This window comes from Variovorax sp. J22R115, assembly GCF_030317005.1.
In the GTDB taxonomy this organism is placed as follows: Bacteria; Pseudomonadota; Gammaproteobacteria; order Burkholderiales; family Burkholderiaceae_C; genus Variovorax.
Genome location: NZ_JASZYM010000004.1, coordinates 69,850 through 82,447, shown reverse-complemented (window position 1 = coordinate 82,447; position 12,598 = coordinate 69,850). Strand labels below are relative to the sequence as shown.

Annotated in this window: 12 protein-coding genes; 1 reads left to right on the top strand and 11 read right to left on the bottom strand. The window is 66.7% G+C overall.

Annotated features, from left to right (window positions below):
* Window positions 1-6: 6 nt before the first annotated feature.
* From QTI04_RS08030 to QTI04_RS08020, 3 genes are all read right to left on the bottom strand, one after another.
* Window positions 7-993, bottom strand: coding sequence for a tripartite tricarboxylate transporter substrate binding protein (locus QTI04_RS08030; protein WP_286614972.1), 987 nt, complete (start codon window positions 991-993; stop codon window positions 7-9).
* Between the two features lie 63 nt (window positions 994-1,056).
* Window positions 1,057-1,449: a cupin domain-containing protein gene (locus QTI04_RS08025; RefSeq protein ID WP_286600910.1), complete on the bottom strand. Its 393-nt coding sequence runs from the start codon at window positions 1,447-1,449 to the stop codon at window positions 1,057-1,059.
* The gene (locus QTI04_RS08020) at window positions 1,449-2,186 is read right to left on the bottom strand and encodes an IclR family transcriptional regulator (RefSeq protein ID WP_286614970.1); all 738 of its coding nucleotides are present in this window, start codon (window positions 2,184-2,186) and stop codon (window positions 1,449-1,451) included. Before QTI04_RS08020 ends, QTI04_RS08025 begins: the two co-directional genes overlap by 1 nt.
* Window positions 2,187-2,315: 129 nt before the next feature.
* Here QTI04_RS08020 and QTI04_RS08015 point away from each other — a divergent pair, with 129 nt between their 5' ends.
* Window positions 2,316-3,029 (top strand): Crp/Fnr family transcriptional regulator, encoded by a 714-nt coding sequence (locus QTI04_RS08015; RefSeq protein ID WP_286600907.1) that lies wholly within the window; start codon window positions 2,316-2,318, stop codon window positions 3,027-3,029.
* Between the two features lie 105 nt (window positions 3,030-3,134).
* Here QTI04_RS08015 and QTI04_RS08010 read toward each other — a convergent pair whose 3' ends face one another.
* The 8 genes from QTI04_RS08010 to QTI04_RS07975 are packed head-to-tail and all read right to left on the bottom strand — an operon-like array spanning window position 3,135 to window position 12,587.
* A complete protein-coding gene (locus tag QTI04_RS08010) occupies window positions 3,135-4,064 on the bottom strand; it encodes a glyoxylate/hydroxypyruvate reductase A (protein WP_286615358.1) in 930 nt (309 codons plus the stop codon).
* An 8-nt stretch (window positions 4,065-4,072) separates the two neighbouring features.
* The gene (locus QTI04_RS08005) at window positions 4,073-6,100 is read right to left on the bottom strand and encodes an acetyl/propionyl/methylcrotonyl-CoA carboxylase subunit alpha (protein ID WP_286614967.1); all 2,028 of its coding nucleotides are present in this window, start codon (window positions 6,098-6,100) and stop codon (window positions 4,073-4,075) included.
* Complete coding sequence (locus tag QTI04_RS08000) at window positions 6,093-6,764, bottom strand: DUF4126 domain-containing protein (RefSeq protein WP_286614965.1); 672 nt, start codon at window positions 6,762-6,764, stop codon at window positions 6,093-6,095. The genes QTI04_RS08005 and QTI04_RS08000 overlap by 8 nt, the downstream gene beginning before the upstream one ends.
* Window positions 6,765-6,777: 13 nt before the next feature.
* On the bottom strand, window positions 6,778-7,569 hold the full coding sequence (locus QTI04_RS07995) for an enoyl-CoA hydratase/isomerase family protein (protein WP_286614964.1): 792 nt from the start codon (window positions 7,567-7,569) through the stop codon (window positions 6,778-6,780).
* 5 nt (window positions 7,570-7,574) lie between these two features.
* On the bottom strand, window positions 7,575-8,084 hold the full coding sequence (locus QTI04_RS07990; protein WP_286600902.1) for a DinB family protein: 510 nt from the start codon (window positions 8,082-8,084) through the stop codon (window positions 7,575-7,577).
* A gap of 12 nt (window positions 8,085-8,096) precedes the next feature.
* Window positions 8,097-9,704, bottom strand: a complete 1,608-nt coding sequence (locus tag QTI04_RS07985; protein ID WP_286600897.1) for a carboxyl transferase domain-containing protein — start codon at window positions 9,702-9,704, stop codon at window positions 8,097-8,099.
* Window positions 9,701-11,404 carry an AMP-binding protein gene (locus QTI04_RS07980; protein ID WP_286614962.1) on the bottom strand — a complete coding sequence of 568 codons (1,704 nt, stop codon included), beginning with the start codon at window positions 11,402-11,404 and terminating at the stop codon, window positions 9,701-9,703. The genes QTI04_RS07985 and QTI04_RS07980 overlap by 4 nt, the downstream gene beginning before the upstream one ends.
* A 10-nt stretch (window positions 11,405-11,414) precedes the next feature.
* Window positions 11,415-12,587, bottom strand: coding sequence for an isovaleryl-CoA dehydrogenase (locus QTI04_RS07975; protein WP_286614960.1), 1,173 nt, complete (start codon window positions 12,585-12,587; stop codon window positions 11,415-11,417).
* Window positions 12,588-12,598 lie beyond the last annotated feature (11 nt).

Sequence of the window (12,598 nt, the reverse complement as noted above, 5' to 3'; positions counted from 1 at the left end):
GCATGCTCATTCGGGCTGGATGCCGGCGGCGTCGATCAGCTTCTTCCACTTGGCGAGTTCGGCCACGGTGAAGGTGCCCAGTTCCTCGGGCGTGCTGCCGAAGGCATCGAAGCCCAGCTTGGCGACGCGCTCGCGGAAGACCGGGCCGTTGGCCATCGCGGCCAGCGACTGGTTGAGGCGCGCGACGATGTCCTTCGGCATGCCGGCCGGTCCGTACACGCCGTTCCACGAGGTGATGTCGAAGCCCTTGAGTTCGGGCGTGTCGGCCAGCGGCGGCAGTTCCGGAAAGAGCCGCGTGCGCTCCTGGGTGGTGACGGCGATCGCGCGCATCTTGCCGGCCTTGACGGTGGCAAGGCCGGCCGCGAGGTCGACCACCATCATCGAGACCTGCCCGCCGATCAGGTCGGCGATGGCCGGCGGCGTGCTCTTGTAAGGCACGTGCAGCATCGGGACGCCGCTCATGCGCGAGAGCGTGGCGCCGCAGACGATGCCGGTGCTGTTGCCGCTCGCGTAGCTCAGCTTGCCGGGATTCGCGCGGCCCCAGGCCAGCAATTCGGCGACGTTCTTTACTGGCAGATCGTTGTTCACCACCAGCATGAAAGGCAGGTTGCCCATGCGGCTGATTGGCGTGTAGTCCCTGACGGGGTCGTAGGGCAGCCGCTTGAACAGGCTCGGGTTGGCCGAATGCGTGGTGTTGGTCGTCATGAAGAGCGTGTAGCCATCGGGCGCGGCCTTGGCCACGGCCTCGGCTGCGATCACGCCGTTGGCGCCGGCCCGGTTGTCGACGATGACAGGGCCCTTCAACGCTTCGCCCAGCATCTGCGCCGTGATGCGCGCGACCGCATCGGTGCCGCTGCCCGCAGCGAAGGGCACGACCAGCTTGATGGGCTGCTTCGGGTAGGCGCCCTCCTGCGCGAAGGCCCGGGGCATCGCAGCGCCGAGGCCGATGCCGGCACCGAGCGCCATGAAGCCGCGGCGGTTTGTCACTGACATGTCTTTCGCGATCTTCTGCATGCTGTCTCCGGTGGTGATGTCAAAAACCGAGTCCACGGCCCGTCATGGACGGATCACGCGCTCGGGCGATTCCTCGTAGGGCGGGCTGTAGATCACGAGCACGCGCACCGGCTCGTCGCTCACGACGGTGAAGGTGTGCATCGCATCGGCCGGGAAGAAGCAGCAGTCGCCCGGACCCAGTTCCTGCCGCTGGCCGCCGACTTCCGCGACGGCGCGGCCCTGCAGCAGGTAGCAGACCTGCTCGATGCCCGGATGCGCATGCGGCAGCGCGCCCTTGCCCTTCTGGATGTGGCCGACCAGCATCTCGATCTGCCTGGCGCCCACGGTCTCGGGGCCGATCAGGCGCTTGTTGAGCGTGCCGGTGTGGTTGGCCGGGTGGTAGCCGGCGATGTCGTCCTCGCGGACGAAATAACGGGGTGCGGCGGATGCGTTCATCAGCCCTTCTGCTCCACGGTCAGGCAGGCGGCGCGCAGCATCGCCGCGATCTCGTCGATCCGCGGCTCCAGCCGGTAGCGCGGGCCGGCCACCGAGATGGCGTAGGCCTGGCCGCCGATGCGCAGCGGCCAGGCCAGGCCGATCAGGTCGGGAATGCTCTCGCCCAGGTTGCCGTACCAGCCGCGCGCCGCCGCGCGTTCAAGCTCCTGCTCGATGGCGGCGGGCGTGGTCAGCGTGGCATCGGTCAGGCGCACGAGCTTCGTGGCCCTGAGCAACTGGCGGCGTGCGTCGGGCGCCAGCGTCGACAGCAGCGCGCGGCCGAGCGAATTGGCATAGGCCGGGCGCGTCTCGCCGGCCTCGGCGGAGTAGCGGATGCTCTGCGGCGCCGGCATCACCTCCAGATAGACCACCCGGCCCTCCTCGCGGAATTTGCCGAAGACGACGGTCTCGCGCGCCGCGTCGCGCAGTTCCTGCAAGGCAGGCTTGACGCGGTCGAGCACCGGGTCGTTCGCGGCGATCACCTGCGCCATCGCGAGGAGCCGGCTCGTTGGGTAGAAGCCCTGGCGGCGGCCCGTTTCGTAGACGTAGCCGCGCTCCTCGAGCGTACGGATCAGGCCGAGGCAGCTCGACACCGGCATGTCGAGCAGACGCGCCATCTCCGTCAGCGCAAGTGGCTGCTTCTCCTGCGCGAAGGCTTCGATGATGTCGATCACGCGCAATGCTGTTTTCACACTCATGAATTTATTTTCATCTATGTGAATAACAACGGCATCAGGGTTTGTCCCCGCATGGGCGCAGGACTTGCAATACGCACGGCTGTGGCACATTGCATGAGGCCCTCACGCCGGCCACTACCAGGAGCAGAAATGCTGTCAACGCAAGCATTGATCGACGCCGCCAACGCGGGCCTTGCGCAGGCGCTCGCCACACCCTCGGGGATCATCGCGCTGTGCTCGGCAGCCATCGCGGGCGCTCTGGTGGTCGTCAGCTCCCTGGTCAAGACAATGATCCCGCTGCGCTGCCTGGCCGTGGGCAGCAATCTCGGCTTCCTGCTCTATGGAGCCCTGCACCCGTCGCTGCTGATGGTGCTGCTGCACGGGGCGCTCCTGCCGATCAACATGGTCCGCACAGCGCAGATGGTGCGACTGACGCGCCGCGTGAGCGCGGCGGCACAGGCGAGCGATCTATCGGGCGTCTGGCTTCGGCCCTACATGCGCAGCAGGCGCCTGAAGGCCGGGCACGTGCTGTTCCACAAGGGCGACGCCGCGACGCACTTGTATTTCCTCGCCGCGGGCCGCATCGAGTTCGTGGAGATCGGCGAGGTGATGGAGGAAGGCCGCCTGTTCGGCGAGATCGCTTTCTTCGCGCCCGACAAGCGCCGCTCGCTCACTGCCCGCTGCGTGACGGACTGCAACGTGCTGCGCATCGACGAGATGACCTTCAAGCAGCTCTATTACCAGAACCCGGCCTTCGGCTTCGAGGTCGTCACGCTGGTGACCGGCCGCCTGCTGGCCGACCGAAAGCGGCTGGAGCACCAGATCGCTGCGAACCGCCAGCAGGCAATGTCCGGCGTCGCCTGAACGGGCCAGGAATACCGCGGAACCGGCTCTGCCGGGCCGCTGGTATTGTCCCCGGAAGGGGGTAGGCGAAGCGACACGAAGTGCGCGAAGCCTGGGGGCGAGCTACTAGTACCCGCGGGTGACGTCGACAACACCGGCGATCGGCTCGCCCTGCTCCATCGCGCGGATCTTGCTGGCGATCTGGGCGATCGACGCCTCGCGCTCGGTGCGCGCCGAGCCGTGCGGCGTGACGGTGATCTTCGGATGGCGCCAGAACGGATGGTCGGCCGGGAGTGGCTCAACCTCGAACACGTCCAGCGTCGCACCGGCCAGCTGGCCGCTGTCGAGCAAGGGGATCAGGTCCGCATCCACGAGATGCGCGCCCCGCGCCACGTTGATCAGGTAGCCGCCGGGCTGGCCGCCGTTGAGCTTGGAGAGCGTTTCGCGGTTGAGGATGCCGCGCGTGGCCGGCGTCAGCGGCAGGAGATTGACGAGCACGCGGCTCGCACCCAGGAAAGCGTCGAACTCCGATTCGCCCGAGAAGCAGCGCAGGCCGTCGATGGACTTGGCCGAACGGCTCCAGCCGTTGACCGGAAACTCGAACTGGCCGATGGCCTTCGCCACGCGCTCGCCCAGCACGCCGAGCCCCATCACGCCGACCGTGAAGTCCTTGCGCTCGCGCGGCTTGCGATAGCTCCAGCGACCCGCACGTCCCTCGGCCTCGTAGGCATCGAATTCTCGGAAATGCCGGATCAGGAAATGGCAGACGTATTCGGCCATCTGCACCGACATGCCTGCATCGTCGAGCCGCACGACGCGGGTCTGTGGCGGCACCTTGAGCTTGAGCAGCGCGTCGACGCCGGCGCCGATGTTGAACATGCCGCGCAGGCCGGGCTGGTCGTCGAGCAGCGCCTGTGGCGGCGACCAGACCACGGCGTGGTCGGCCGGCGCGGCGCCAGGAGCCCAGTTCTCGACCTCGGCTTCAGGCAGGGCGGCGCGAAGGCCCTCGATCCACGGGTCGGGGCGGTTGTCGGTGAGACAGACGGTGATTCGGATTCGGGAGGTCATCCCTCAAGCTTAATGGCCTCCACGTCGGCCCAAGCCGCGATGCGCAGAAGCTCCGCCCCCTCGGTGACCTGATCCCCCGGCGCGTAGAGCAGCTCTTCCACCGTGCCATCCGCCGGCGCTGCAATGGTGTGCTCCATCTTCATCGCCTCCATCACCGCCAGCGGCTGTCCGCGGCTGACCTTGTCGCCCGCCTTGACCGCGAAGGACACGACCTTTCCCGGCATCGGCGCAGTAAGTCGGCCGCCCTCGGCATGCGTGTCGCCCGCATGGGCCAGACGGTCGATGGCCGTGATCCTCGTGGCGCCGTGCGCCGCGAAGACATGGGCCGTCGACTGGTCTTCGTAGACATTGAGCGTGTGGCGCTGGCCGTCGAACTGCACTTCAAGCTCGCCCGACGGGAAGCTGCCGATCTCCAGCGGGCCCGAGACATCACCGACTTGCAGCGACAGGGCGCCATCGTGCAAGTAGCGCAGCAACGCACTCCTCGACTCGCCGCGGAACTCGAACTCGAAGGGCCGCGACGCGACGCCGTGCGACTGCCAGCCATCGCGCCGGCTGAACGGATTGCCACTGGACGTCGCCGCTTCCGCGAGCACCGTGCAGGCAATCGATGCCGCCGCTGCGAGCGGCAGGCCCAGCGGCTCCTGGTCGAACAGCACCGCGCGTTCGCGTTCGATGAGCGCGGTGTCGAGCTTCGCATTCGCGAACGAATCGGTGCGCAGGATGCCGCGCAGGAACTGCACGTTGGTCGCGACACCGACGATGTGCGTCTGTGCCAGCGCCAGGTCGAGCCGGGCCAGCGCTTCCTCGCGCGTGGCGCCGTGGACGATGAGCTTGGCGATCATCGAGTCGTAGAAGGGCGAGATCACGCCGCCCTCGCGCACCCCGTCGTCGATGCGCACGCGGCTGCGCTGGAAGGCGGTTGCCTGCGGCTTGCGATAGACGTGCAAGGTGCCGGTGGCCGGCAGGAAGTTGTTGTCCGGGTTCTCGGCGCAGATGCGTGCCTCGATCGCGTGGCCGTGGATCTGCAACTGCTCCTGCTTCAACGGCAGCGGTTCGCCGGAAGCAACGCGCAGCTGCCATTCGACGAGATCGAGTCCGGTGATGGCCTCGGTCACCGGATGCTCGACTTGCAGCCGCGTGTTCATCTCCATGAAGAAGAAGTTCATGCTGCCGTCTGCGCGCTGCTCGACGATGAACTCCACCGTGCCAGCGCCGACGTACTTCACGGCACGCGCGGCCGCCACGGCTGCCTCACCCATCTCCTTGCGCATCGCCTCGGTCATGCCCGGCGCCGGCGCTTCCTCCAGCACCTTCTGGTGGCGCCGTTGCACCGAGCAATCGCGCTCGAACAGGTAGACGTAGTTGCCCTTCGTATCGCCGAACACCTGGATCTCGATGTGGCGCGGGCGCTGCACGTACTTCTCGATCAGCACCGCGTCGTCGCCGAAGCTGTTGATAGCCTCGCGTTGGCAGGAAGCCAGCGCGGCGGGGAAATCACCAGACTTCTCGACCACGCGCATGCCCTTGCCGCCGCCGCCGGCGCTGGCCTTGATGAGCACGGGGTAGCCGATGCGGTCGGCTTCGCGCTGCAACAGCGCGGGGTCCTGGTCGCTGCCGTGGTAGCCGGGCACCAGCGGCACACCGGCTTTCTCCATGAGTTGCTTCGACTCGGCTTTCAGGCCCATTGCCTTGATGGCCGAAGGCGGCGGGCCGATGAAGACCAGGCCGGCATCGGCGCAGGCTTGCGCGAACACCTCGTTCTCGCTGAGGAAGCCGTAGCCGGGATGGACGGCCTCGGCGCCCTTGGCCTTGGCGGCCTCGAGGATCTTCTCCCAGCGCAGGTAGCTGTCCTTGGGCGCGCTGCCGCCAAGATAGACCGATTCGTCGCAGGCACGCACATGGTTGGCATGCGCGTCGGCGTCGGAATACACGGCCACGGTGCGGATCGCCATGCGGCGGGCGGTTGCCGCAACGCGGCAGGCAATCTCGCCACGGTTCGCGATCAGGATCTTCTTAAACATTCGATGAGTCTCCGGGGGAGTTCTTCTTGAGCTGGAACGCGGGGGACACGCCAGGATCGGGCCGGCCGCTGAAGATGCGCGCCACACGGCCGAAGAGGGATTTGAGGAAGCGCCAGCTCTTGCGGATCAGCCACACGCTGAGCACCAGCACGGCGATGAAGAGCACACCGAACAGCAGCGGGTGCGCGACCGCGAGCCAGAGCCCCGCAGGCACCATGCCATCCTCGACCAGCGAAGCGCCGACGTTGCTGAATGGCTCGGGCGAGGTGTTGATGGCCGCACGCGTCGTGGCCTTGGCCGCATGCGCGGTCGCCGCGAAGCCGCCGCCGAGCAAGGCCGCGACCAGCGCCATCGCCGCATGGTCGGCACCGAACACGCCCGCCGCCAGCGCGGCACCCGCCGGAATGCGGATCGCCGTGTGGACCATGTCCCAGATCGAATCGAGCCCCGGGATCTTGTCGGCGAAGAACTCGACGAAAACCATGAAGCCGCTCGCCGCCAGCACGACGGGATGGGCGAGCAGGTGCAGGCCGCTCGGCAACGGCACCCAGCCCATGTAGCCGGCCAGCCCGGTCAACAGAACGACGAGGTAAAGCCGCACGCCGCTGGCCCAGCCCAGCGCGGCGGCCAGCGCCAGCAGTTGGGGCATGTCCAGGGAGTTCATGGCGTGATTCCCTTCAGCCGCCGAGCCAGGATGGTTTGCGCTTTTGCAGGAAGGACTGCACGCCTTCGCGGCCTTCTTCGCTGGCGCGGATGTCGGCGATGCCCTGAACCGTCTTCGCGACCAGTGCGTCGTCGATCTCGCGTCCGGCCACGTCGGCGATCAGCGTCTTGCAGGCGCGCACCGCCGCGGGGCTGGCGCTGGTGAGCGCCTTGACGATATCGGCGACCTTGGCGTCGAGCGCATCGGCGGTGACCACCTCGTGCACGAAGCCGATGCGATGCGCCTCGGCTGCAGTGAAACGCTCGGCCGTGAGGAACCAGCGCTGCGCGGCCCGCGTGCCCATCGCGCGCAGCACGTAGGGGCTGATGGTCGCCGGGATCAGGCCGATCTTGACCTCGCTCAGGCAGTACCAGGCCGTGTCGACGCTCACCGCGATGTCGCACGCGGCGACCAGGCCCATGCCGCCCGCATAGACGTCGCCCTGCACGCGCGCGATCACCGGCTTCGGGCTTTCATGGATGGTGCGCAGCATCGCGGCGAGGCCGCCCGCGTCGGCGAGGTTCTGCTCGTGCGTGAAGTCGGCGGCACGTCGCATCCAGTTGAGATTGGCCCCGGCGCAGAACGCCGGACCGTTCGCGCCGAGCACGATCACCCGCACATCCGTCGCAGCGCTCGCCCGCGCAAAGGCCTCGCCGAGTTCGCGGATGACGACGTCGTCGAAGGCATTGCGCAGCTCGGGCCGGTTGAGCCAGATGCGCGCAACGGCGCCTTCGATGGCCAGTTCGAGGGTAGTGAAGTCACTCATATGTTTTATTCCCGGGCTTCTTGTTGCAGCAGGTAGACCCAATCCAGCTCCGGCCCAGGTTGAGCCATCGCAGTCAGCGCCGCAGCCACCTGCCCGCGATGATGGGTCGCATGGTTGAAGACGTGGCCCAGCGCCGGCGCGAAGGGAATCAGCACCTTTTCGCCGTTGTTGCGGGTGTAGGCCAGATCTCCGTCGTAGCGTTCCGGCGGCAAGGTCGCGAGCCACGGGCTCCAGCGCGTGACGGCCGCGGCGAGCGCACTGCACACCTCGGCGCGATCCGTGTGAAGCTCCGTGTCGAGCGACATGCGCACCGACTTGCCTTCGGCGAAGCGCGCGAACCAGATGTTGTCGGTCACCAGCAGATGGTTCACCGTCAGGTGCACGGAGCGGAAGTACAGACCGCAGTCCTTGTGCCAGTCCTCATCGGACAAGCCTGCGAGGTTGGACGTGATCAGCCTGTTGGTGGCCCACACGTGGTACCGCCCGAGGCTGGCGAAGTAGTTGGCGAGCGACATGGTGCTGCCCCCTCACATGCGGAAGATGCCGAACTTCGGCTCGGGAATCGGCGCATTGCGTGCCGCAGCCAGACCCAGCGCCAGCACGCGGCGTGTGTCGGCGGGGTCGATGATGCCGTCGTCCCACAGCCGCGCCGTCGCGTAGTAGGGATGGCCCTGTGCCTCGTATTGGTGACGGATCGGCGACTTGAAGGCTTCTTCCTCCTCCGCGCTCCACTGTCCGCCCTTGGCCTCGATGCCATCGCGCTTGACGGTAGCGAGCACGCTCGCGGCCTGCTCGCCGCCCATCACGCTGATGCGCGCGTTGGGCCACATCCAGAGGAAGCGCGGCGAATAGGCGCGTCCGCACATGCCGTAGTTTCCTGCCCCGAAGCTGCCGCCGATGATGATGGTGAACTTCGGCACATTGGCGGTGGCCACGGCCGTCACCATCTTTGCGCCGTGGCGCGCGATGCCTTCGTTCTCGTACTTGCGCCCGACCATGAAGCCGGTGATGTTCTGCAGGAACACCAGCGGGATCTTGCGCTGGCAGCACAGCTCGATGAAGTGCGCGCCCTTCTGCGCCGATTCGGAAAACAGGATGCCGTTGTTCGCGACGATGCCCACCGGCATGCCCTCGATCTCGGCGAAGCCGCAGACCAGCGTGCTGCCGAAGCGCGACTTGAATTCATGGAACTCGCTGCCGTCGACGATGCGGGCAATGATCTCGCGCACGTCGAAGGGCTTGCGCGTGTCGACCGGGATCACGCCGTAGAGTTCGTCTGCGGCGAACTCGGGTGTGCGCGAGGTCGTCGCCGGTTTCTCGCCGGTGCCGTTTGGCGCGTTGAGGTTGGCGACCGCCGATCGCGCCAGTGCCAGCGCATGCAGGTCGTTCTGCGCCAGATGGTCGGCCACGCCCGACAGCCGCGTGTGCACGTCGCCACCGCCCAGGTCTTCGGCCGTGACGACTTCGCCGGTGGCCGCCTTCACGAGCGGCGGGCCGCCCAGGAAGATGGTTCCCTGGTTCTTGACGATGATGCTTTCGTCGCTCATCGCGGGCACGTACGCGCCGCCTGCCGTGCAGGAGCCCATCACCACGGCAATCTGCGCGATGCCTTGCGCGCTCATGTTCGCCTGGTTGTAGAAGATGCGGCCGAAGTGATCGCGGTCGGGAAACACCTCGTCCTGGTTCGGCAGATTGGCCCCGCCCGAGTCCACGAGATAGATGCAGGGCAGGCGGTTCTGCTCGGCGATCTCCTGTGCGCGCAGGTGCTTCTTGACGGTCATCGGATAGTAGGTGCCGCCCTTCACCGTCGCATCGTTGCAGACGATCATGCAGTCCACGCCGCTGACGCGTCCGATGCCGGCAATGAGGCCCGCGCCGGGCGCTGCGCCGTGGTACATCGCATGGGCTGCGAGCGGCGCCACTTCGAGGAAGGGCGTGCCCGGGTCCAGCAGCTGCGCGACGCGATCACGCGGCAGGAGCTTGCCGCGCGCCGTGTGCTTGTTGCGCGCGGCCTCGCCGCCGCCGGCCTCGACTTTGGTGAACTGCGCGTGCAGGTCTTCGACCAGTGCACGCATGGCGGTCGCATTGGCCTGGAATTCGGCCGAGCGGGCGTTGAGTTTCGTCTCCAGCTTCATGCAGTGTGGTCCTCGTCGAGCCCGAGCTGGCTCTTCATCGCTTCGCGAATCTTGAATTTCTGAATCTTGCCGGTCACCGTCATCGGGAATGCAGTGACGAACTCGATGTACCTCGGCACCTTGTAGTGTGCGATCTGGCCCTTGCAGAAGTCGCGGATCTCGTCGGCGGTCGCGGTCTGCCCCGGTTTGGGGATGATCCACGCGCACAGCTCTTCGCCGTACTTCTTGTCGGGGAGGCCGACGACCTGCACGTCCTGGACCTTGGGATGGCGGTAGAGGAATTCCTCGATCTCGCGCGGATAGATGTTCTCGCCGCCGCGAATGACCAGGTCCTTGATGCGGCCGACGATGTTGACGTAGCCCTCGGCGTCCATCGTGGCGAGGTCGCCGGTGTGCATCCAGCCTTCTGCGTCGATCGCTTCGCGGGTCTTTTCCTCGTCTTCCCAGTAGCCGTGCATCACCGAATAGCCGCGCGTGCAGAACTCGCCGGAGACACCCGTCGGGACGATGTCGCGAGTGACCGGATCGATGATCTTGATCTCGAGATGCGGCTGCACCGTTCCCACGGTCGACACGCGCTTTTCGAGCGGTGTGTCGGTCGAGCTCTGGCAGCTCACGGGGCTGGTCTCGGTCATGCCGTAGGCGATGGTGATTTCGCGCAGATGCATCTGGTCGACCACGCGCTTCATGACCTCGGTGGGACACGGCGAGCCGGCCATGATGCCAGTGCGCAGCGTGGAGAGATCGAACTCCTTGAAGCGCGGATGGTCCAGCTCGGCGATGAACATGGTCGGCACGCCGTGCAGGCCGGTGCATTTCTCGTCCTGCACCGTCTGCAGCACCGTGATCGGGTCGAAGCCGTCGTTCGGGTAGACGATGGTGCTGCCGTGCGTGATGCACGCGAGGTTGCCCAGCACCATCCCGAAGCAGTGATAGAGCGGAACCGGGATGCACAGGCGATCCACCGGCGAGAGCTTCATGCACTCGCCGATGAAGAAGCCGTTGTTGAGGATGTTGCGATGCGTGAGCGTCGCGCCCTTCGGGAAGCCGGTGGTGCCACTGGTGAACTGGATGTTGATGGGGTCCGTCGCCTGCAGCGTCTTCGCGATGGCGGCGACCCGCGGGTCGTCTGGCGTGCCGCTGTCGAGCAGGCTCGAGAAGCGCAGCAGCCCCGGCAGCTCGCCGCTGTCGGCCGGCGTGCCGATCCATGCCGCGGTGCGCAGGTTCGGCAGGCGGGCTGCGTTGAGTGCGCCGGGTTTCGCATCCGCCAGCTCGGGCGCGAGTTCGCGCAGCATGCCGACGTAGTCGCTGGTCTTGAAGCTCTTCATCGTGACCAGCGCCTTGCACGCCACCTTGTTGAGCGCGTATTCGAGCTCCGAGGTGCGGTAGGCCGGATTGATGTTGACCAGGATGACGCCGACCTTCGCCGTGGCGAGCTGCATCAGCACCCAGGGCGCGTTGTTGTGCGACCAGATGCCGACGCGGTCGCCCGGCACGAGTCCCAGACCCAGCAGGGCGCTGGCGAGCCTGTTGGCTTCGCGCTGGAGTTCGCTGTAGCTGTAGCGCTTCTTTTCGTGGGCGCTGACCAGGGCTTCGTGGTCGCCCTGCCGCGCCACCATATCGTCGAAGAAGTCGCCAATGGTCTGCTCGATCAGCGGGACGTCTGTGGCGCCTTGCGCCATGCTGCGCGTCAAGGTCATGGCGACTCCTTCAGGCTGTCTCGGCGAACAATTCGCGTCCGATGAGCATGCGGCGGATCTCGCTCGTGCCGGCGCCGATTTCATACAGCTTGGCATCGCGCCAGAGCCGTTCGACCGGGAAGTCCCTGGTGTACCCCACGCCGCCCAGCGCCTGGATCGCCTCGCCGGCCATCCACGTGGCCTTCTCGGCCGAATAGAGGATAGCGCCCGCCGCGTCCTTGCGGAAGGTGCGCGCATGGTCGCTGCGGTCGCAGGCCTTGCCGACCGCATAGACGTAGGCGCGTGTCGCCTGCCAGGTCGAATACATGTCGGCCAGCTTGCCCTGCATCAGCTGGAACTCGCCGATGCTCTGGCCGAACTGCTGGCGCTCGTGGACGAAGGGCAGCACCGCATCCATGCACGCGGCCATGATGCCCAGCGGGCCGCCGGAGAGCACGGCGCGCTCGAAGTCGAGGCCACTCATGAGCACCTTGGCACCCATGCCTTCGCCGCCCAGCACGTTCTCTTCGGGCACTTCGCAGTTGTCGAAGTAGAGCGGAAAGGTGTTGGAGCCGCGCATGCCCAGCTTGTCGAGCTTGGTGCCGGCCGAGAAGCCCTTGAAGCCTTTCTCGACGATGAAGGCCGTCATGCCGCGCGCGCCCATCTCGGGCTCGGTCTTGGCGTAGATCACCAGCGTGTCGGCGTCTCCGCCGTTGGTGATCCACATCTTGCCGCCGTTGAGCACATAACGGTCGCCCTTCTTCTCGGCGCGCAGCTTCATGCTGACGACGTCGGAGCCGGCATTGGGCTCGCTCATGGCCAGCGCGCCCACATGTTCGCCACTGACCAGCTTGGGCAGGTACTTCTTCTTCTGCGCCTCGCTGCCGTTGCGGTGGATCTGGTTGACGCAGAGGTTGGAATGCGCGCCGTACGACAGGCCGACCGAGGCCGACGCCCGCGAGACCTCTTCCATCGCCACGATGTGCGCGAGGTAGCCGAGTTCGGTGCCGCCGTATTCCTCCTTCACCGTCATGCCGTGCAGGCCGAGTTCGCCGAGCTTCTTCCAGAGGTCGGCCGGGAACAGGTTGTCGCGGTCGATGGCCGCTGCGCGCGGTGCAATCTCGTCGGCGGCGAAAGTCTGGATCGCGTCGCGCAGCGAGTCGATGGTGTCGCCCAGGTCGAAGTTCAGGCCGGGATCGTGCATGGGGTTGTCTC